Raw genomic sequence first — 20,968 nt, 5'->3', positions numbered from 1 at the left:
GCCGGTGCACCCGAACGATCACTGCAACATGGGCCAGTCCTCCAACGACACCTTCCCGACCGCCATGCACGTGGGCATCGCCATGTCCGCCCGCGACGTGCTGATCCCGGGCCTTGAGAAACTGGCCGAGGCCCTGGAAGCCAAGGCAGAGGAATTCAAGGACATCATCAAGATCGGCCGGACCCATACGCAGGATGCCACCCCCCTGACCCTGGGCCAGGAATTCGGCGGCTACGCGCATCAGGTCCGCAAGGGCATCGAACGCGTCAAGGCCAGCCTGGGCGACATCTACGAGCTGGCGCAGGGCGGCACCGCCGTGGGCACCGGACTGAACACCAAGAAGGGCTGGGGCGAAGCCGTCGCGGCCAACATGGCAGAGATCACCGGCCTGCCCTTCGTAACCGCGCCGAACAAGTTCGAGGCGCTGGCTGCCCATGACGCGATGGTCATGTTCTCCGGCGCACTGAAGACCGTGGCCGCAAGCCTGTTCAAGATCGCCAACGACATCCGCCTGCTGGGCTCCGGCCCGCGCTGCGGCCTGGGCGAACTGATCCTGCCGGAGAACGAGCCGGGCTCCTCCATCATGCCGGGTAAGGTCAACCCGACCCAGGCCGAGGCGCTGACCATGGTCTGCGCCCATGTCATGGGCAACGATGCGGCAATCGGCTTTGCCGGCTCCCAGGGCCATTTCGAGCTGAACGTTTACAACCCGATGATGTCCTACAACGTGCTGCAATCCATGCAGCTGCTGGGCGACAGCGCGTCTGCCTTCACCGACAACATGGTCGTCGGCATCCAGGCCAATGAGCCGCGGATCGAGAAGCTGCTGCATGAAAGCCTGATGCTGGTCACGGCCCTGGCCCCGACCATCGGCTATGACAACGCCACCAAGGTCGCCAAGACCGCGCACAAGAACGGCACGACCCTCAAGGAAGAGGCAATCAACCTGGGCTTCGTGGACGAGGCAACCTTTGACGCCGTGGTCCGCCCGGAACAGATGATCGGCCCAAAGGGCTGACCTGCCCCTTCATCGATGAAGACATGGAAAAGGCCCCCTTCGCGGGGCCTTTTCACATCAGAAGATCCGGTCGAGGAAGGAAAAGAGCCGTGTCGTCGCGCCAAGGCGGTCCAAGATCGGCTCATTGCCCTTCAGCTTGCGGATCCGGTCCGCCATCCCGTTGGTGCCGCCGTTCCATGTCTTCACGCAGCGTTCGAAATTGCCGGCATCGGCCGCGGCGTTCAGGCCCTTCCAGCTCCAGAACGCCGCAAGGATCGCGGGCTGGTGTTCAGGGCGCGTTGCAAGCTCTGGCTGTTCTTCAAGCGGCAGCTGGGCGCGCGCGCCGACCTCCCGGTAGCCATCGCGCCCGGTGACCTGGGGGCCGCCCCGCCCGATATAGCGGGAGCCGTCAGAGGTGCCGGGGCGATTGCCCATCCGGTTGCCGTAGATCTCATCAAAGGCGCGCTTCTGCCAGCCGGGCCCGGACCCGAAGCGCGCCGCCACGGCGGCGGCATTGGAAAAGCGGTTGGGCCAGACCTCTGCCATGCGTTCATGGGAATAATTGATGTTCTCTGTCAGATCGCCGATCGTGAAGCCGCCGCATTCGTGTTCCACATTGGCCAGCGCATAGGCGAGCCTTGTGCGCGTCTCAAGGATACCGGCCGCTTCGAGCGGGCCGGGATTGGCCGCGAAAGCGTCGATCACCGCGTCCGGCGCATGGGGGAAAATCGCATTCCAGTCGTCGTGGGTCAGTGCCAGTGCCATACCGCATCCTCCTGCTGGATACGGTGAGCTTAGGAAGGGCGCTTCCCTGGCGTAAGGCTGGTATTCCTTACCTAAGGTTTCCCATAGTCCCGCGCTCAGGCGGTGAGGTGAGAGACCAGGATCACCGTGCCAAGGCAGATCAGGATGACGCCCCCCGCGGCTTCGGCCATCGGGCCGATCCGCTGACCAAGGTAGCGCCCGCAGAGGATGCCGACTCCACTCAGCACCGCCGTGAAGCAGCCCACGGCAGCGGCCACGACGAAGATATTGACCGGCACGAAAGCAAGCGAGACGCCGACCGCCATGGCATCCACCGAGGTGCCGAGCGCGGCAATCAACAGGCCCGCGAATGTCGCGCTGCGCAGGGGCGACTGCGGCTGATGCCGCGCAGCGAGCACCATGCGCAGGCCCACCCCGCTCAGCAATCCGAAGGCAATCCAGTGATCGACCATCTGGACGTATTGGGCCGCCGCCATGCCCATGGCCCAGCCAATCAGCGGCGTCAGCGCCTCTACCAGGCCGAAGACCGCACCCATCCGCAGAGCCACCCCGATCTGGCCCTTTTCCGGCATGTCCCGATGCGCCGCGCCACGGCTCAGGGCCACGACGAAGGAATCGAGCGATAGGGTCAGGGCAAGAAGACCAATGGCGACAGGGGTCATGGGCAGACTTTCGGTTCGGACACGGGCCGTCCTGGCGCGCGGAGGCCCCGCTTAGGCCAAACGCAGAAATCTGTCAACATTTTCAATGTATTATGAATTTGCGTCTCATTTGCATCTTGGGCCGGACGGGGGCAATGCCAAGCCATCGTCACCGGCGCGTGACAGGACATGTTTTGACCCGCACAGGCAAGCGACACATGCTGAAAACTGCTGGTCCGAAGACGACCCTCGTGACAGCAGGTAGCGTTGGCCCTCGCAGGTGCCCCCCTATAGGCAGGGTCTAGCGTTACGGGCCGGACCCCGTGCCAGGCACGGCGGTCCGGCTGCTTCCCGCCCAGAGTGATCCCGGAACCCCAAGCGCTTGCTTGCTCTTGGGCAGACGCTTTGGCAGGATCGGCGCATGAGCAAGATCGTCAACCTGAACCAGGCCCGCAAGGCCAAGGCGCGCAGCGACAAGCGCAGCGAAGCCGATGCCAATGCGGTCAAGTTCGGCCGCACCAAGGCCGAGAAATCACTTGAGAAAGCCCGGTTGGACAAGGCTGCGCGGCTGCTGGACGGGCATAAGCAAGACGGCAAGCCGGAAGCATGACGACCCGGCCGATCAAGCGCTCCCTCACTTTAAAGGGCCACCGGACCAGCGTGTCGCTTGAGGATCCCTTCTGGGCCGAGTTTCGCCGCATCGCGAAGGACCGCGACATTGCCATCAACGCCTTGGCGGCCCAGATTGATGCGGAGCGCGAGCTGGAGACGGGACTGGCCTCTGCCATCCGGCTGTTCGTTCTGGCGGATCTGAAGGCGCAGCTGGAAGGCGCCGGCAATTGATCGCGATCCTGTTGCTGGCCGCCGGCGCCTCGCGGAGGATGGGCGATCGCGACAAGCTTCTGGAAGAAATCGATGGCCTGCCCCTGCTACGCCGTCAGGCCGCGCGTGCCGTAAGCGCTGGCTGTGGACCCGTCCTGGTCACCCTGCCAGAGGACTCGCCCCGTGCGGATAGCTTGCGGGGCCTCGATGTAACGCAGGTTCCGGTGCCAGAGGCGGCTGAGGGCATGGGCGCGTCTATCCGGTCCGGAGTTGCCGCGCTTCCAAAGGGTGTCACCGGGGTCATGATCCTGCCCGCCGATATGCCCGATATCACCACCGCCGATCTGACCCGCATGGCGGAGGCCTTTGCTACGGCCCCTGGCCCCCGCCCCATTCTGCGCGGAGCAAGTGCAGGCCTGCCGGGGCACCCGGTTCTCTTCCCCGATGATCTTTTCGCGGAGCTGAGGGCTTTGCAGGGCGATACCGGCGCGCGCGAGATCCTGAAGGGTAACACGGTCAGGCTGACCCTGGTCGCCCTGCCCGGCCGCCATGCGCTCACGGATCTGGACACGCCGGAGGCCTGGGCGGAGTGGCGCGGCAGCGCCATGGATCCGGGCAATGCCGGATCCGATCAGTAGTTCAGGAAATCACCGCTGGCGCGAAGCACCTTCACTTCGTGCTTCTTGAGGCTGCGGCGGGCGGCACCATAGGTATCCAGGGCACCGGCGCTCTTGAGCTCCGGGAAGAGATAGAAGATCTCGTTCCGCTGGTCGTCGCCCAGACCCTTCATAGAGTAGTCGCCCGGCTGGAAGCTTTCCGTCCAGACGCCATTGGCCAGGATCACCTCATGCTGGTCGAACAGCAGGTGCATGTAGGTGACGGAGGTGTCATCCACCCGCTCTACGCCCGGCACGCCGACAAGGTGCTTGGCGGCGATCAGCACTTCGCTTTCTTCATAAAGAAGCGAGGCGCGGTCAGAGCGGATCAGCATCCGGTGGCTGGGGCTGACCACCAGGTCCCGGCTGGGCAGGCCGCGCCCGAAGGCCCCTGCCCGAATGCGGACCGGCCGCAGCTGCGGAGCCAGCATCAGTTCATTCTGCGACAGGCGGCGGCTGCCGATCCAGCGCAGGTCCTGCATGCCGTTGTCACGCGTGATCACGCGGTCATCGGGGCGCAGTTCCTCCACGGGCACCTCACCGCGCACGGTGGCGATCAGCGTGCCCGGGGTGAAGCAGATGATCACCCGGTCGATATTGGCGTAGTTGATCCGCCCCAGCTCACGCCCGTTGGACTTGACCAGGATACGGCCCCAGGTCGTCTCAGGGCTGCCCTGTTCGTAGATCAGCTGAACGTTGGGATATTCCGAATAAATCTGGCTGAGATCGAGTGAATTCTGGTCACCGTGAAGATGCCAGCCACCGTCAACCGTGACGTTGTTGAAGTTATGGCCGTCCTCTGCCCGGATGACGAAGGTGTCACTGCCCGTGCCGCCATAAAGGCTGTCCTGGTTGCCCGAGGAATAGAGCGTGTCATGCCCGGAGCCGCCATAGAAGAGGTCGGTGCCCTTGTTGTTCCCCTCACCATCCCGGATGACGTCGTTGCCGCTGCCACCGTAGATCGTATCCTGACCTTGGCCGCCGGTCAGATCGTCATCGCCGGAATCGCCATAGATCAGGTCTTCGCCGTCGCCGCCGTCGATCGTGTCATTGCCGGAATAACCGAAAAGGAAGTCGCGGGCGCTGCCGCCATCGATGGAATCATCGCCGGAATAGCCGTGAATGGTATCCACGCCTTCGCCGCCCTGAACCGTATCCTGCCCCTCGCCGCCATAGACAAGGTCGTTGCCGCGGCCTGCGTCGATCAGGTCATCGCCGGAATAGCCGTAAAGATCGTCATCGCCGTCATTGCCAAGCAGGGTGTCATGCCCGGTGCCGCCATAGAGGCGATCCTGGTCGTTGCCGCCAACAAGGGAATCGTCGCCGGATCCGCCCGCAAGCATATCCCGGCCGTTGCCACCTTCGAGCGTATCGTTGCCAGCCCCGCCATAAAGCGAATCGTGCTCATTACCGCCGTAAAGGCGATCATTGCCGTCACGACCGAACAGCATGTCGCTGCCGCCGTACCCTTCGAGACGGTCGTCCCCGGATCCACCCTTCAGGTAATCGCTGCGGTTCGTCCCATTAATTGTTTCGTCAGCCGCCACGTCTTACACGCCCCAACGTCGATTTCCATTACACGTTCCGTCAGGGGCCCCGATGCATGGCAAGGAGACCCACGACACGGTCTTGGTCGGGCTGAAGGCTAACGCTGCGCATTTTTCGCACAGCCTGGCTAAAACTGCCCTTCAGGACCCGTCTATTTCATCAATCGACCGAAAACAATTCCGGACGTACACCCACGACCAACTGGTCGCACTTTTCATCTTGATCCGGCCTTTTCAACCGAAAGATGCGCATTACTGTCGCAATAGGAGTAACAATTCCCACAACACAACCGGTATACAATGGCCCGCAGGCCCGTGAATGCGTCGAAAATCTTATCCAAAGGTTACGACCCGGTGCTTTCGTCGGGTCTTGCCGTCTCCCCTCGGTGATTCCCTTCGGCGATCACCTGCCTCCCATCGGTTTGCCCTGCGAAAATTCCCTCGTGGCAAGGCCCGCTGATATTCAATTTCTTGCTTTATCTGGTCAATTGCCGTTTTCTGCAATGGAAGCCGCTCCGGGTCGACGGCGACGTGACGTCAACTATGCATCTGCACCTCGTGCTGCTCGAGGATCCGCCGCGCGGCGGGATAGCTTTGCCCCGGGGACGACGCCGTGAGGGACTGGCCTTGCGGCCCTGTGCTGGCCTGCCCCTCTGCCCTAGGCGGCTCCAGTTCGGGAAAGAGTTGCAGGATCTCGTCACGCTGCGCCCGCTCCATCCCGCCAAGGGTCACGGGACCGGGACGGAAGCTTTCGGTCCAGGCGCCGTTCGACAGCAGGATCTCATGGCGTTCGAAAAGCAGGTGGATATAACCAACCTCCGATGGCGCTTCGCGCGTGAAGCCGTCGCGGAACAGGTAGTTCTGCGCGGCGACAAGCACCTCTTCCTCGTGAAGGCCTTCGGCCACGCCCGGGCTTCGGATCAGAATGCGATGATTGGGGCTAATCAGCAGGTCGCGTTCCGGCAGACCATGCCCCAAGGCCCCGGCCGCGATACGCACCGGGCAAAGCTGCGGCTGGAGCTGAAGATCCTGTGCAGCAAGGTCGCGCCGGCCGGTCCACAGGATCTTCTGCAAGCCGCTGTCGCGGGTAATCACGCGGTCCCCCGGGCGCAAATCCTCGACCGGGACTTCGCCAAGGGGTGTGGCGATCAGGGTGCCCGGTGTGAAACAGGGCGCGGTCTTGTGGGCGTCACGGAAGGCGGTGTGGTTCGATCCGGCCGAGCCCTGGCGCCACTGTAGTGCGTCATGCCCATGGTCGGGGACGACATGTTGTTCGGCAACGCTGCCGAGTTCTCTCTCATAATGAACACCATCCAACATGGCGCATCCTTTCCAATACCCCGGCCACCAGGCGATAGTCGCCCTGCCCATGAGGCCGAAGCGACAGGACAGAAATCCGGACACACCGGCCCGTCTGGTTTGGCAGCTTTCAGGGTTGCCAGCGTCACCGATCCATGACCGATCGCCCTTCTGGGCCGTGGCGCAAAGAGCCCTGGCCCAGACCGGGCCGGAGGGGACTCTTCAAGGGGCATTTTAGACCTGAGGGACTGCGGGTTGAAGTGACCAAGTCGCCGATCGATTGTGTATTCCTGCACAGTTCGCCGCTAGGGCGTGCAAAACCAGTCCAATTAACCTTATTTCCAAACCAATTAACCAAGAAATTACAAATCAATCTGAAGTTGACTTATCAGGAAACCCCTTGAACGGCTTTTGCATCAACCCCCGGGAGATTAATATTTCCCTAAACTATATATTAACCATTTTTTTCATTATCGAAGTTAGCGCTAAACTCGCATTAATGTAAGGTGCGCACGGCCCCGCTTCGGGACCGCGCGCTTATTTCCAGACTCAGCGGTCCAGTTTCACCCGTCTCAACCTCAAGGCATTGCTGATCACCGATACCGAAGACAGGCTCATGGCCAGGGCTGCAACCATCGGGGACAGTAGCACGCCGAAGACCGGGTAAAGGATCCCTGCGGCCAGCGGCACGCCCGCGCTGTTGTAGATGAAGGCGAAGAACAGGTTCTGCCGGATGTTCTTCATGGTCGCCCCGGCAAGACGGCGCGCCCGCAGGATGCCCCCCAGGTCGCCCTTCACCAGGGTGATGCCAGCGCTTTCCACCGCAACATCGGCGCCGGTGCCCATGGCGATGCCCACATCTGCGGCGGCCAGTGCCGGGGCATCGTTGACCCCGTCCCCGGCCATGGCCACGGACAGGCCCTGTGCGTGGAGATCGGCGACGAGGGCCTGCTTGTCCTCAGGACTGACGCTTGCGTGGACCTCCTTGATCCCCAGCTCACGACCGACGGCTTTCGCGGTAGCCTCCGCATCGCCAGTGGCCATGATGATCCGCAACCCGGCGTCGCGCAGTCCGGCAATGGCATCCGGCGTGGTGTCCTTCACCGGGTCGGCGACGGCGATGATCCCCGCCAGTTTCCCGTCGCGGGACAGGAACATGGCCGTCTTGCCCTCGGCCTGAAGCGGGGTCAGCCGCGCGTCCTCTGCCGCGACGCCAAGCTCCTGCATCAGGGCCAGGTTGCCAAGCGCGACCCGCGCACCATCGATTTGGCCCAGCACGCCCTTGCCGGTCCGTGCGTCGAAATCCGCCGCCTCTTTCCGGCGTGTTTCGCGCTCCCTGGCGCCGGCTAGCACGGCCTCTGCCAGCGGGTGTTCGGAGCCGCGTTCAAGCGCCGCCGCCCAGCCCAGCAGATCGCTTTCGCTCACGCCCTCCTCTGGCAGGACATCGGTCAGCACGGGCTTGCCCTCGGTCAGGGTACCGGTCTTGTCGACCACCAGCACATCCACCTTGGCGAACCGCTCCAGCGCCTCTGCATCGCGGATCAGCACCCCCGCATGGGCCCCGCGCCCAGTTGCCACCATGACGGACATCGGCGTGGCCAACCCAAGCGCGCAGGGGCAGGCAATGATCAGCACCGAGACGGCGGCAACGAAGGCATAGGACAGCGCCGGCGCCGGCCCGAAAATCACCCAGGCCAGGAAAGCCAGGATCGCGACGCCGACCACCGTGGGCACGAAGTAGCCCGCGACCCGATCGGCCAGCGCCTGGATCGGAGCCCGCGACCTTTGGGCAGAGGACACCATGCCGATGATCCGCGACAGGGTCGTCTCTGACCCCACGGCCCGGGCTTCCATCACGAAAGTGCCGCTCTTGTTGAGCGTGCCGCCCGTGACCGTATCCCCCTGCACCTTCTCCACCGGCACGGCTTCGCCGGTGATCATGCTTTCATCCAGGGTCGAGCGCCCCTCTGTCACCGCGCCATCCACCGGCACGGCCTCTCCGGGACGGACGCGCAGCAGGTCGCCTGCTTTTACTTCGTCCAGCGGTACGTCCTCTTCCTGGGAGCCGTTGATCCGCCGCGCCGTCTTCGGGGCAAGGTCCATCAGCGCGCGGATCGCATCGCCGGTCTTTTCCCGCGCGGTCAGTTCCATCAGCTGCCCGGCCAGTATCAGCGCAAGGATCACAGCGGAGGCCTCGAAATAGATCGGCGGCATGCCGTGCCCATCGCTCATGGCCGGCGGGAAGAGGCCGGGCGCCAGCAGTGACACGATGGAAAACAGGTAGGCCGCCCCGGTCCCGATCGCGATCAGGGTCCACATGTTCGGAGACCGATTGACGATGGAGGACCAGCCGCGGCGGAAGAAGGTCCGGCAGAGCCACAGGACCGGCGTGGCAAGGGCAAATTGCAACCAGCGGAACAGCGTGTGGCCCAGCCAGTCCTCAACCGGAATGCCGACATGATTGCCCATTTCCAGCAGGAAGACCGCCCCGGCCAACGGGCCGACGAGCTTCATCCGGCGGGTGAAATCGACCAGTTCCGGGTTAGGGCCGGCATCGGCCGTGGGCATCATCGGTTCAAGGGCCATGCCGCAGATCGGGCAATCGCCGGGATGGTCCTGCACGATCTCCGGGTCCATTGGGCAGGTGTAAAGCGCGCCCTCCGGCGCGGGCTCCGGCTCTGGCAGATCGCCCAGATAGCGTTCCGGGTCGTCTTCGAACTTCGTCTTGCAGCCCACGGAGCAGAAGTAGAAGCGCCCCACCTCATGCTTGAGGTAATGGGGCGCATCGGCGCGCTCGACCTCCATGCCGCAGACCGGGTCCTTTGCCAGGCGATAGGCCTCCGGATCGGCGGCGAACTTGGTTTTGCAGCCCTCGGCACAGAAGTGATAGGTCTTGCCGTCCAGCGTCAGCTCCGGCTTTCCGGCGTCCGGGGCGACCTCCATACCGCAGACCGGGTCGCGAAACTTGGTCACTTTTGTCTCCACGGTCATCACTGGTCCTTCTTGTCAGAATCGTCTCGCGGCAACAGATAGGGCTTCCAGCTACTGGAAGGTCAAGGCATCTTCCCCTAGCTCAAAGATGAGCATTTCGTGCGAAAGGAGACCGCGATGCAGATCCGTGACGTCGCGCAGGCCAGTGGCCTGACCGCCAAGACCATCCGTTAATACGAGGATATCGGCCTGATCCATCCCGCCCGCGACACCAATGGCTACCGCAGCTTCACCCCCCGCGACCTGGAGGCGCTGAGCTTTATCGCCCGGGCCCGTGCGCTTGGTTTTTCCATCGCCGATTGCGCCACCCTGCTGCAATTGAAGCATGACCCGGCCCGCGCCAGTGCGGATGTGCAAAGCCTCGCGCAGCGCGCGCTGTCGCGCATCGATGCCCGGCTTGACGAACTGCTTGCCATGAAGGCGCATCTGACCGGGCTTGTGGGGCAATGCCACGGTGATGCCGGGCCGGAATGCGCGATCCTGGACGGGCTGAGCGAGGGCCTGCCGGAGACCCCGCGCGAGAAGCGGTCAAGCGCGGGCTAAGGCGCAGGATCTTCCGCAGGGCGCGCGCCGGACGGGTCGTGAAACTGGACTTTCGGGGTAAAATCTGGGAAGCTAAGGGCATCGAATGCCACGGACTTTCCGCTTCAGGGATCCTGCCATGCATGACGTGACCATCCTGCCAAAGACCAGCACCCGGCCCGGCACGCAGCGGCCGAAGCTCTACAAGGTCATCTTGCTGAACGATGACTTCACCCCACGGGTTTTCGTCGTGAAGGTGCTGTCCGGCATCTTTCGGATGACCGAGTCCGAAGCCTATGGCGTCATGCTGACGGCCCATCAGCGCGGCGCCTGCGTGGTCGCGGTCTACACGCGCGAAGTGGCCGAAACCAAGGTGCGCAATGCCAATGATGCAGGGCGCGCCGAAGGTTACCCACTGGCCTTCACCACCGAACGCGAGGACTAGCGCGCCACGGCAGGCGCAAAAGGTTCAAATCCGACGCGGTTGAGCCGAATTCCTTCACCTTCTCCTAAGAATTGCATCGTTAGGTAAGCCGGGGTTCGCAAAGGGTCCGGGCGCGCCGCCATGGGGCTTCCACCCTTTCGCGGACTGCTCTGCGCCCACCTGGTCCGCGCGCTCTGCGGCGCCGGACCGATTGGCGGCAACGGGAGATGCGGATGTTCAAGACCCTGCGCGGCAAGATCGCCCTGATGGCCATGGCAGTGGCCTTTGCGGCATCGGTGTGCACCGGGATCCTTGCCCTGGGGCAGCTCAGGGCGCTTGAACGCCTGCATGCGAGAAGCCTGCTGGACGCCTCTGCCAAGCTCTACGCCCAGGACATCGCCGCGACCCTGGACGTCATCCGGTCAGAGGCCGCGGCCTTCGCCCAGATGCCGCCGGTTTCCAGCATGATCCAGATCGCAGAGGCGCGCGACCTGCCCCCCCGGAAGCGCGCCCTGCCCGACAGCTACGGCGCCTGGCCTGATCGCATGGCACGGATCTTTGCCGCCCGGATGCAGGCCCAACCCCATTACACCCAGATGCGCCTGATCTCTGCCTTCGACACCTGGCGGGAGCTCGTGCGCGTGGACAATGGCCCTGACGGCCTGCGTCAGGTGCCCGCCGGCGCGCTTCAGCAGAAGGGGCAAGAACCCTACCTGGCCGCGCTCCAGCAAGAAACGCCACGGCCCTATTTCTCGGACGTTACGTATAATCGTGAACATGGAAAGGACGTGGGGCCAGCGACCATCCGCTATGTGCTGCCTGTCACCGATTCCACCGGCGCCCTGTTCGGGGCGCTGGTGATCAATGCGGATTTCGAAAAGCTGCTGGCCAGTGCGACGCCGGAACTGAGCCAGGCGCACAGGGTCACCGTGATGACCGACAACCTGGATTACCTGACCTGGTCGCACGAAGACGGCGGGACGCCGTCTCGGCTGATGTTCCACCAAGATCCGGACTGGGTCGCGCCGCCCAATGCCGACCTGGTGATCGATGGCCCCGCGCTGGCGGATATCGTGCTGACGCCGAAAGAGGCGATTCGCGCGCTGCCCATCGTCACCCCGGGTGCGGAGCATCCCTTCGGCCTTTACATCGGCACCGCCATCGCCCGGGACGCGCTCTTTGCCGCCTCTCGCGCGGCGCTGCGGACGTATTCGGCCTATCTGCTGACGCTCACGGTCGCGCTGTCCCTGCTTGCGCTTGCGCTGGGCTACCGGATGACCCGCCCGATCCGCACCCTGGCGATGGCCATGCGCGATGCCGAAGAAGGCACTGAAGTGGAGCTGAGCGATGTGCCCGTCACCCGCGACGAGGTCGGAGAGCTGGCAAGCGCCTTCCGCCGCATGAGCAACGTCCTGATCCGCGAAAGCAGTCGGTCACGGGCCATTTTCTCAGGCGCGGCCGATGCCATCGTGATGATCGATGACACCGGCAAGATCGAAGATGCCAATCCCGCGTTCCTGACCCTGTTCGGCTTTGAGGGCGAAAACCTGAATGGCCTGCCCATCGAAACCATCATGCCTGCGGATGTCGCCCCCCATCACATGGCCTACCTGACCGCCGCGGACCTTGGCAAAGGACCGCGGATCATGACCGCCAACCGCGAGATCTTTGGCCGCAGGCAGGATGGCACCGAGGTCCCGCTGGAAATTGCCGTCAGCCAGGAGCGCTTCAGCGGCAAGACGCACTTCATCGGCGTGATCCGCGACATCTCTGCCCGCAAGGAGGCCGAGGAACAGCAGGCCAGCCTGATAGAGGCCTTGGCCACCTCCAACGCAGAGCTGGATACCTTTGCCTACGTCGCCTCTCATGACCTCAAGGCCCCGCTGCGGGTCATCGACAATGCCTCGCGCTGGCTGGAAGAGGATCTGGAGCCCCACCTGACAGAGGATACACGCGAAAGCATGGAGCTGCTGCGCAGCCGGGTTCTGCGGATGGAAAGGCTGCTGGATGACCTCCTGGAATACTCCCGCATCGGCCGCACCCAGGTGGAAGGCGCCGCGATCACTGGCGAATCCCTGGCCACCAACCTGACCGCCCTGGTGGATCTGCGCGACGGGATGGAGCTGCACTTCACGCCGCAGTTCCTGGCCTTGCACATCCCCCGGATGCCTCTGCAGACAGTGCTGCTGAACCTGATCAGCAATTCCGCAAAGCACCATGACCGTGACACCGGCCTGATCCAGGTTTCCGTCGAAGAAACCGACGAGGCCCTAGTTTTCACCGTCGCCGATGACGGGCCCGGCATCCCGCCCGACTACCACGACAAGGTCTTCGAGATGTTCCAAACGCTGCGCCCCCGGGACCAGGTGGATGGCAGCGGCATGGGACTGGCGATGGTGCTCAAGCATGTCCAGACCGCGCAGGGCCGTATCGAGCTGCTCTCGGACGGAAGCCGCGGCACCACGTTCCGCATCACCTGGCCGAAGCAGCCAGGCAACCGCAAGGAGAAAGCTGCCTGATGCCCGATACAGTCACGAAGCCCGCCGGCCCCGAGGATCCCGCCCCCCGCTCCGGCGCGCTGTTGAACATCATCCTAGTCGAGGATGACGATGGCGATGCCAAGGCGATCCGCCGGGCCTTCGACAAGGCGCGCATTGCCAATCCCATCCTGCGCGTGACCGACGGGCTGGAAGCGCTGGCCCTGCTGCGCGGCCAGCAAGGCCAGCCCCCCAACAGCTACATCCTGCTTCTGGATCTGAACATGCCCCGCATGGGCGGGCTGGAGTTCCTGGCGGAACTGCGGGCCGATCCGGATCTGCACAACTCCATCGTCTTCATCACCACCACCTCGAACGATGACCGCGACAAAGCCGAGGCCTATGCCCACAACGTCGCCGGCTACATCCTGAAAAGCAAGGCGGGGACCGACTTCATGGCGCTGGTCGGCACGCTGGACCATTACTGGCGAATCGTTGAGATCCCGGTGATCGCCGACCGTCCCCAGCAGCCAAGCGGAGCCACGGTGTGAAGAAGCTCAATATTCTTATGGTTGATGACGACACCGCCGATCGCAAGATGCTGCGGCGGATGATCGTCAGGTCCGGCATGGCCGCAGCCATCCATGAAGTCGGGGACGCGCCAGAGGCGCTGGCCTTTCAGGGCGGACCGATAGACCTGGTGCTGCTCGATCAGCGTCTGCCCGGCGCCGAAGGCCTGTCGATCCTTGAAAGCCTGACCGGGAAATGGCCGCAGGCCGCGGTGATCCTGATGACCGGCCAGGGGGATGAATTCCTGGCCAAGACCGCGATCAAGCGCGGCGCGGTGGACTACATCTCAAAGCGGGACATGAACCAGAACGCCGTGGAACGCATGATGAAGGTCGGCGTGGAGACCGCGCATATGCGCTGGATGCTGGACCAGCAACGCCAGGAGTTGCTGATGTTTTCCAACATCCTGGTGCATGACTTCAAGGCGCCGATCAACGCGATCTCCTCGCTTTCCGATTTGCTGGCAGAGAGCATCCGCAAGGGTGAAACCGATACCGTACTGGAAGACCTTGCGTTCCTGCGCAAATCCACCCGCCAGATGGCAGAGCTGGTGGACAGCCTGGCCGATCATATCCGGTTCGACCGCGACCAGCAGATGCAGGAGGTCCCCGTGCGTGAGGTCATCGACCGAGCCCTGACCGCGCTGCGTCTTGCAATCTCAGAAAGCGGGGCCCGGGTTCATATCGATCTTCCGGAGGGGCCGGAAGTGCGCCTGATCTGCAGCGCGCCGCAGATCTCCCAGTTGCTGCAGAACCTCATCGCCAATGGAATCAAGTTTTGCCGGGATCGCCGGCCGGAACTGTCCATTTCCGTGCGCGCCCAGCCGCCCGCCAGCCTGCTGATCAGCGTGGCCGACAATGGGATCGGCGTGCCGGATCATTTCCATGAAAAGATGTTCGACCCCTTCCAGCGTCTCGGGAATGTCGGTGATATCCCCGGCTCCGGCCTGGGGCTTGCCACCTGCCGCAAGATCGCGGAGCGCCACGCGGGGCGGATCTGGAGCAATCGCCGCGAGGGGCCGGGTGCAGAGATCTGCCTGCTCCTGCCCGCCGATCCCTGCAATGCCGGCGCGCATGAGATGCAGAGCGCCGCGCCCCCCGAAAGGACCGGCACCGGTCGCCTTCCGAACTGAGGCGCGTCTGCACGGGCCTGACAGGACCGGCACGCGCCTGAACTTGGGCATTGGCCTGAGATCGGTTTGCAGCCCGGACGATCCTTTTCAGACTACCGAGCGGCGAGGCTATCCCCTTGCGATCTTCCGCTGAAGTGCGCGCCAAGCACATAAGACAGCCGTCATGAGACGCGACAGGCGGCTCACGGTGCCTTATCCTGCACGGCAATGACGACACCTTCCTTGCCCCTCCTCATCAAACCCCACCGAACCAGCGTTCTACCGCGGACCCTGCCCCCATGCGTCGCCGCAGCCTGATAGCCCAGTTGGCAGCCCTGGGGCTGACCGGGCTGCCGGCGCGGGCCCGGACGGACAGCCCTGCCTGGTCGGCCTGGCGCGACAGGTTCCTGGCCGGTGACGGCCGGGTGATCGATACGGGCCAGGGCGGCATGTCCCATTCCGAAGGCCAGGCCTACGGCTTGCTTCTGGCCCAGGCCCATGGCGACCGGGACAGTTTCGAGCAAATCGAAAGCTGGACGCGCAGTCACCTCGCCACCCGCCAGGATGCGCTCATGGCCTGGAGCTGGCGCGATGGGGCCGTCACGGACTGGCGCAATGCTACGGATGGCGACCTGTTGCGGGCCTGGGCGCTGATGCGGGCGCATCTTTTCTCCGGCTGGGCAGGACATGAGCGCGTGGCCCTTGAAATCACCCGGGCCATCGCGGCGATTTGCCTGGCTCCCGATCCCCGCGCGCCGGAGGAGCTGCTGCTCAAACCCGCCGACCTGCAGATGGGTGACCCCGATCAGCCAGGCGCGGTGCTGGTCAACCCGTCTTACTACCACTCCCGCGCGCTGCGCGAACTGGGCGCGGCCTTCGACGATCCACGCCTGATCCGCACGGCCGATCATGGCGAAACGTTGATCCGCGCGCCGCTAGCCCTGCGCGACTGGGTCCTCGTTCGCAAGGACGGGCTCCATCCGCCGAAGGGCCTTGCCGATCGGTTCTCCTACGATGCGATCCGGATCCCGCTTTACCTGTGCTGGTCGAACCGGTCCCGTCACCCCGCCGTGGCCGCCGCCCGATCCCGGCTGGACGCCGCCACCCTGCCCGGCCATCTTGCCATCAGCACGGATCCCGAAGGGCACCCATTGGCGCAAAGCAACCTTCCCGGCTTTCACGCTGTGCGTGCGCTCACCTTGGGCCAGCCCGTCACGGTCAGCGGCGCAGACATCAGGGCGCAGGGCTATTATCCAGCGACGCTTCAACTACTTGCAACCGTCGCCGCCCGCGAGAGCGCAGACTGACCCCAAAGCGGGCGTGACCCTGCCCTTGCGGTAAACTGACCTTTCGTTTGGACAGAAAAACCGTCATGGTTGCTGGACGGCACAGGCAGAAAGCCTGCTCAGCTGCGCATCGAAAGTCCTTGCATGAAACCTCTCCGCCTGCTCCTCAGTGCCATCGTCATCCTTGCGGCCCTCTGGCTTATCGTCGGGGAACAGATGGCCGGCGCCAGTGCCGATGCGGTGCTCAACGCGCCGGTCGTGACCGTGCGTGCCGACACCGCCGGCGACCTGCGCCTGCCGCCCCGCGTCTACGGCACCCGCGTGGAAAAGGGCGAGGCCCTGGCCTCTGTCACCGACGTTCTGGTGGATACGATCCGCCTGAATGACCTGCGGATGGAGGCCCGTTTCGCTACCGCTGAAACCATCCGGCTCCAGACGGATCTGCAGGCGACCATCGACATGCGGGACGCCCTGCTGGAGCGCAGCCGGATCTTCCGGGACCAGCGGCTGGAAGAGATCCGCACCCGGCTGGATCACGCCCGCATCCGGCTCGCGATCCTTGAGGGCGGCGATTTTCCCGACGACCTGGACCAACGCCTGATCGACGGCCTGGACAGGCTTTCAAACCGCCTGCCCGGTGAGCCGCGCCTCGACGCCCTTGTGCTGGATTACGCCCGCGAACGCGTCGAGGTGCTTGAAATCGCCCTGGCCGCGGCCCAGCAGGGTGTCTTCCTGGGCGATGGGTACAACGACAGCCCAAATGCCGAACAACGCGCGACAGAGCTCGACAGCGTGATCGACGGGCTGCAGTCCCAGCTGGAAGAGGCCCGGAGCCGCGAAACCGCCATTGCCGGCCGTCTCAATCGCGAACGACTGCGGGTGAACGGCCTGACCGGCGGGGAGATCGCCTCCCCCGTCAACGGTCTTTTCTGGGAGGTTCTGGAGGCCGATGGCGTCAATATCCAGCGCGGCGATCCGATCCTGCGGCTGATCGATTGCGATGCCACGATTGTCACGCTTTCCGTCACCGAACGGATCTACAACGGGCTGCGCATCGGCCAGCCCGCCGATTTTCGCCTTGAAGGCAGCGGAGAGGTCTATTCCGCCACCATCGCCCGGATGGCAGGCATCGGCGCGGCTACGATCTATGAAAACCTGGCCGTGGCTCCTTCGATGAAGCACCTTGAACGCTTCGACGTGACCCTGCTGGTACCGGGCCTGACCGCGGATCCTGAACTGGGCTGCGCCATCGGGCGCACCGGGCGCGCCTTCTTCGACCGCCGGCCTCTCGACTGGCTGCGCGGCTGGTTCAGCTGACATGCTGCCCTTTCCCCGCCTGGGCGAACTGGGCTCCAGCACGGTGCAGCTGCTGCTGATTGCCGGGGTGGCCATCCTGCTGCCCATGGTCATCGACAGCCGCAACAACCGCCACCGCGCGGTGCTGTTCGCGATCGCCTTCGTGCTGGCACTGCGCTACGCGTGGTGGCGCGGCACCGAAACCCTGGCGCCCATGGGGCTGACCATCGATTGCGTCGCCAGCTGGACGCTTTACGGGCTGGAAATGGCCGCGCTGATCGGCTCTCTTTCGGCCTTCGTGATCATGTCCCGGCTCACCATGCGGTCCGACGAAGCGGATGAGCACGCCGACTGGTGGGGAGAGGCCGCGCCAAGGGTCGCCATCCTGATTGCCACCTACAACGAAGACCGCGACGTGCTGGAACGCACCATCGTCGGCGCAAAGTCCCTGGGCCACCCGAACAAGGAGGTCGTCATCTGCGATGACAGCCGCCGCGACTGGCTGCGCGATTTCTGCGAACAGCAGAACGTGCGCTACATGCGCCGCCCGACCAACGAAGGGCAGAAGGCCGGCAACATCAACCACGCGCTCGACCGTCTGGCCGAGGACCCGGTGCCGCCGGATTTCGTGGCCGTGCTGGATGCGGATTTCGTGCCGCACCGCGGCTTCCTCTCACGCACGCTGGCGCTGTTTCACGACCCGCAGGTCGGGCTGGTCCAGACGCCCCAGCACTTCTTCAACCCCGATCCGATCCAGCACAATTTCGGGCTGTCCTCCTCCTACCCCGATGAGCAGCGCTTCTTCTTCGATCACATGCAGCCCTCGCGCGATGGCTGGGGGATCGCCTTTTGCTGCGGCACCTCTTCGGTCTGCCGCTGGAGCGCCCTGCGCGACATCGGGGGCTTCAACACCGAAAGCGTGACCGAGGATTTCATGCTGACGCTGGCGCTTCAGAACGGCGGCTGGCGCACGGTCTACCTGGCCGAACCGCTGACCGAAGGCCTGGCGCCCGAAGGCCTGAAGGAATATGTCACGCAGCGCGCGCGCTGGTGCCTGGGACTGATGCAGATCGCGCGCTCATCGCTGGGTCCGCTGGCGCGCAACAACCTGCGCCTGCGCGACCGCTGGTCGGTGATGGATTCCATCTTCTACTGGACTACGACCTTTCCGTTCCGCATCGCGGCGGTGCTCTTTCCCCTGCTCTACTGGTATTTCAACATCACGGTCGTGGATGCGCGCCTGCCCGACGTGGTACGGTACTTCGGCAGCTACTACCTGTGGATCCTGGTGGTCCTGAACCTGCTCAGCCGGGGCATGGTGGTGCCCATCCTGAATGACGTCAGCCAGCTTATCGGCGCCGTGCCAATCTCTCGTGCGGCGTTCACCGGGCTCTTCAAACCCCATGGCCATCCGTTCTCTGTCACGGCCAAGGGCGGCGACAGGTCGGCGGTCGTGGTGCAATGGCGGCTGATGGCGCCCTTCCTGGTGGCCTTCACCCTGACGCTTGTCGGGCTTTTGCTGGGGATCTTCTCTGACAGTTTCGCCTTTTACGACGCGGGCGACGGCAAATGGGTCATCCTGTTCTGGTCGATCTACAACCTGGTCGTGCTGGCCGTGACCGCGCTGGCCTGTATCGAACTGCCGCGCCATGAAACCCACGTGGCCGACCAGCCCGAGCGCGTGGCCTTCCTGACCGACGAGGCAGAGTTCTTTCCCTGGATCACCTCGCTGACCATGGACACGGTGCGCCTGCGGGGCGTCAATTTCCCCGCCCAGCTGGAGGGGCAGCTGGTGATCGCCGATATCCCCGGCCCGATCCAGGCCTATGTCATCCGCCCAACGGCGGATGGCGCGCGCCTGCAACTGGTGCCCACCGACGCCCAGAGAGAGGCGCTCTTCGTGCGCTTCTATGCCGAAGGGGATGAACCGGGCGTGGGGTCTGTGCGTGCCACGGCACTGGTCAAGGACCTGTTGCGCAGGATTTCCCCCCGGGTGGAGCGCTGACACCCTGGCAGGACCGGTACGACACCGGCCCTGCGATCAAGGCTGGTTCAGCGCCACCTCTGGCCCGGCATGATCATGGCCTGCAACTTCACCAGCGCGACAGAGAAGACCCCGGCCTCTTCCGTTGAATGGGATTCAGGCGGATAGACATCCACCCCTTCCGAGATCTTCTGGGCCGTCTCGGCCATGCGGGAGATCGGGCGCAGGACCGCGCGGACGTAGACCATCGTGGTCGCCGCCAGCAGGATCGCCGCCACGACCAGGGCGCTGATCACCGTGCCCTGCAGGTGTTGCATGCCGGGGCGGTAGATATCGGCCCGAATGCGGCCCGCCATGCGCCAGCCGAAGCTGGGCAGATCGCCGTAGCTGACAGAGGGCACCAGAGCGGCAAAGTAATCATGCCCATCGGGCCAGGTTTCCCTCCCCGAGGCGCTGGCCCCGGTCCGCGCGGCCCCCAGGATTTCCAGCTCTTCGCGGCCCGGGTTGCTGCCTTCCGGCCCCATCACGACCCGGCCGTTCGGATTGATCAGGTAAAGATCAAGCCGCAGCATGCGCCCCGTCTCACGCAGTTCCTTTTCCACCCAGGCGCTATCGATATAGGTGCCGACAACGCCCTTTACCTCGCCCGCGGCATCGGTGACCGGACTGGCAAGATCGACGAAACGCAGCGGCTCTTCCGCTTCGGGTTGCCGCAGGTCGGCCAGCTGGTCCGCCTCATGCAGGTCGCCGGCGAAACTACCCTTCAGGCCATTACGGAACCAGGGACGCTGCGCAACGCTGTCGCCCACAAGAATGTCGTCTGTCGCCGCGCGCACCTGCCCCTGCACATCCGCGTAACCGACCCAGGAAACCTGGCTGCCGTCGCCACGCATTCCCCTCAGCAGTTCTTCCACCTGCTCCGGGCTGGCCGCGCCGATCCGCTCTGCGAGGTAGGTCACGTCGTGCCATTCTTCCTGCAGCATCCGCCCGAAGAGCTCGCTCGCGGCCTGGGTCCGGCTGCGCACGGCTGCATCCAGGGTGGAATCCACCAACCCGACAGACCGCGCAGAGACCACCACCGCCGAAGCGATGCCGATCAACAGAAGTGTGCCGAAGGTAAAGAGATAGGCAGAGCCCGCAAGCGTCATCTGCTTGCCGTCCCGGCTGCGCCTTTGCACCTCTTCTGCTGGATCGGCTGGAGCTCTGGGCATGGGGGTATTCCTCAAAACATATAGACGGAAACGCCCGGGGCCCGGGCTTTCCACGTTGAACTTGTAACAGGCACGCAGGCGGACGTGGCCGCGATCCAGCCGCCCTGTCTGCCAAAGGGTCACGGGCCAATTTTTGGGCCTGGCTTGCAGGACCGCTTGGGGCACAGGATGCCAGCACTCGGACCTGAAAGGAAAGGACAGATGGCAACAGATCCCAGCAATCGCGGCTTTCCACGGGAACGTGATGTCACCACGATCGCAGGCTCGATCAGCAAGGGACAACACGGCCCCGGCTGTCACGCCCCATACCTATGTCCCTCGCGCCATCCCCTGCCCTATGGCAATCGGCGGACAGGAAACCTATCTAGC

General features: G+C 64.2%; 18 protein-coding genes and 1 pseudogene. 13 read left to right on the top strand and 6 right to left on the bottom strand.

From position 1 onward, the window contains the following. Positions 1-1,018, top strand: a 1,018-nt coding sequence (locus HCZ97_RS13085; RefSeq protein WP_167689157.1) for a class II fumarate hydratase, incomplete at its 5' end; no start/stop codon positions are given. A 57-nt stretch (positions 1,019-1,075) separates the two neighbouring features. Here HCZ97_RS13085 and HCZ97_RS13080 read toward each other — a convergent pair. Both HCZ97_RS13080 and HCZ97_RS13075 read right to left on the bottom strand, forming a co-directional pair. Next, positions 1,076-1,762: a glycoside hydrolase family 19 protein gene (locus HCZ97_RS13080; protein ID WP_167689156.1), complete on the bottom strand. Its 687-nt coding sequence runs from the start codon at positions 1,760-1,762 to the stop codon at positions 1,076-1,078. Between the two features lie 95 nt (positions 1,763-1,857). Next, positions 1,858-2,424 carry a manganese efflux pump MntP family protein gene (locus tag HCZ97_RS13075; RefSeq protein WP_167689155.1) on the bottom strand — a complete coding sequence of 189 codons (567 nt, stop codon included), beginning with the start codon at positions 2,422-2,424 and terminating at the stop codon, positions 1,858-1,860. Positions 2,425-2,824: 400 nt separating this feature from the next. On the opposite strand from HCZ97_RS13075, the gene HCZ97_RS13070 reads away from it, so the two are divergent. From HCZ97_RS13070 to HCZ97_RS13060, 3 genes are read left to right on the top strand one after another with little or no spacing between them, the layout of a single operon-like run. Further along, positions 2,825-3,013 (top strand): DUF4169 family protein, encoded by a 189-nt coding sequence (locus HCZ97_RS13070; protein WP_167689154.1) that lies wholly within the window; start codon positions 2,825-2,827, stop codon positions 3,011-3,013. Then, positions 3,010-3,246: a ribbon-helix-helix domain-containing protein gene (locus tag HCZ97_RS13065; RefSeq protein WP_167689153.1), complete on the top strand. Its 237-nt coding sequence runs from the start codon at positions 3,010-3,012 to the stop codon at positions 3,244-3,246. The genes HCZ97_RS13070 and HCZ97_RS13065 overlap by 4 nt, the downstream gene beginning before the upstream one ends. Beyond that, positions 3,243-3,863, top strand: coding sequence for an NTP transferase domain-containing protein (locus HCZ97_RS13060; protein ID WP_167689152.1), 621 nt, complete (start codon positions 3,243-3,245; stop codon positions 3,861-3,863). The genes HCZ97_RS13065 and HCZ97_RS13060 overlap by 4 nt, the downstream gene beginning before the upstream one ends. Here HCZ97_RS13060 and HCZ97_RS13055 read toward each other — a convergent pair. From HCZ97_RS13055 to HCZ97_RS13045, 3 genes are all read right to left on the bottom strand, one after another. Further along, entirely contained in the window at positions 3,857-5,428 is a 1,572-nt protein-coding gene (locus HCZ97_RS13055; RefSeq protein WP_167689151.1) for a Hint domain-containing protein, read from the bottom strand. The two genes, HCZ97_RS13060 and HCZ97_RS13055, sit on opposite strands and share 7 nt — an antisense overlap. Before the next feature lie 537 nt (positions 5,429-5,965). After that, a complete protein-coding gene (locus HCZ97_RS13050) occupies positions 5,966-6,748 on the bottom strand; it encodes a Hint domain-containing protein (RefSeq protein WP_167689150.1) in 783 nt (260 codons plus the stop codon). Between the two features lie 528 nt (positions 6,749-7,276). After that, positions 7,277-9,718 carry a heavy metal translocating P-type ATPase gene (locus HCZ97_RS13045; protein WP_167689149.1) on the bottom strand — a complete coding sequence of 814 codons (2,442 nt, stop codon included), beginning with the start codon at positions 9,716-9,718 and terminating at the stop codon, positions 7,277-7,279. Between the two features lie 183 nt (positions 9,719-9,901). Between HCZ97_RS13045 and HCZ97_RS20870 the strand changes: the two are divergent. From HCZ97_RS20870 to HCZ97_RS13005, 9 genes and pseudogenes are all read left to right on the top strand, one after another. After that, positions 9,902-10,096 (top strand): annotated as a pseudogene (locus tag HCZ97_RS20870) (MerR family DNA-binding protein); the annotation flags it as partial. A gap of 36 nt (positions 10,097-10,132) precedes the next feature. After that, positions 10,133-10,261, top strand: a complete 129-nt coding sequence (locus HCZ97_RS20865) for a hypothetical protein (protein ID WP_368484373.1) — start codon at positions 10,133-10,135, stop codon at positions 10,259-10,261. A gap of 85 nt (positions 10,262-10,346) precedes the next feature. Continuing rightward, entirely contained in the window at positions 10,347-10,685 is a 339-nt protein-coding gene (clpS, locus tag HCZ97_RS13035) for an ATP-dependent Clp protease adapter ClpS (RefSeq protein ID WP_254871511.1), read from the top strand. A gap of 212 nt (positions 10,686-10,897) precedes the next feature. Continuing rightward, positions 10,898-13,183, top strand: a complete 2,286-nt coding sequence (locus HCZ97_RS13030) for a PAS domain S-box protein (RefSeq protein WP_167689148.1) — start codon at positions 10,898-10,900, stop codon at positions 13,181-13,183. Further along, complete coding sequence (locus tag HCZ97_RS13025; protein WP_167689147.1) at positions 13,183-13,692, top strand: response regulator; 510 nt, start codon at positions 13,183-13,185, stop codon at positions 13,690-13,692. The genes HCZ97_RS13030 and HCZ97_RS13025 overlap by 1 nt, the downstream gene beginning before the upstream one ends. Further along, positions 13,689-14,843, top strand: a complete 1,155-nt coding sequence (locus tag HCZ97_RS13020; protein WP_167689146.1) for a hybrid sensor histidine kinase/response regulator — start codon at positions 13,689-13,691, stop codon at positions 14,841-14,843. Before HCZ97_RS13025 ends, HCZ97_RS13020 begins: the two co-directional genes overlap by 4 nt. A 278-nt stretch (positions 14,844-15,121) precedes the next feature. Next, positions 15,122-16,129, top strand: a complete 1,008-nt coding sequence (locus HCZ97_RS13015) for a glycosyl hydrolase family 8 (protein WP_167689145.1) — start codon at positions 15,122-15,124, stop codon at positions 16,127-16,129. A 123-nt stretch (positions 16,130-16,252) separates the two neighbouring features. Then, on the top strand, positions 16,253-17,425 hold the full coding sequence (locus HCZ97_RS13010; protein WP_167689144.1) for an HlyD family efflux transporter periplasmic adaptor subunit: 1,173 nt from the start codon (positions 16,253-16,255) through the stop codon (positions 17,423-17,425). Between the two features lies 1 nt (position 17,426). After that, complete coding sequence (locus HCZ97_RS13005; protein ID WP_167689143.1) at positions 17,427-19,409, top strand: glycosyltransferase; 1,983 nt, start codon at positions 17,427-17,429, stop codon at positions 19,407-19,409. Between the two features lie 47 nt (positions 19,410-19,456). Here the strand turns inward: HCZ97_RS13005 and HCZ97_RS13000 are convergent, their stop codons facing one another. Further along, the gene (locus tag HCZ97_RS13000) at positions 19,457-20,599 is read right to left on the bottom strand and encodes a cache domain-containing protein (RefSeq protein WP_167689142.1); all 1,143 of its coding nucleotides are present in this window, start codon (positions 20,597-20,599) and stop codon (positions 19,457-19,459) included. Positions 20,600-20,968 lie beyond the last annotated feature (369 nt).

Origin of the sequence: Pseudooceanicola sp. HF7, assembly GCF_011806405.1 — a bacterium.
GTDB lineage: Bacteria > Pseudomonadota > Alphaproteobacteria > Rhodobacterales > Rhodobacteraceae > Pseudooceanicola.
The sequence above is the reverse complement of the archived record's forward strand: the minus strand, read 5'-3'. Positions and strand labels throughout refer to the sequence as shown.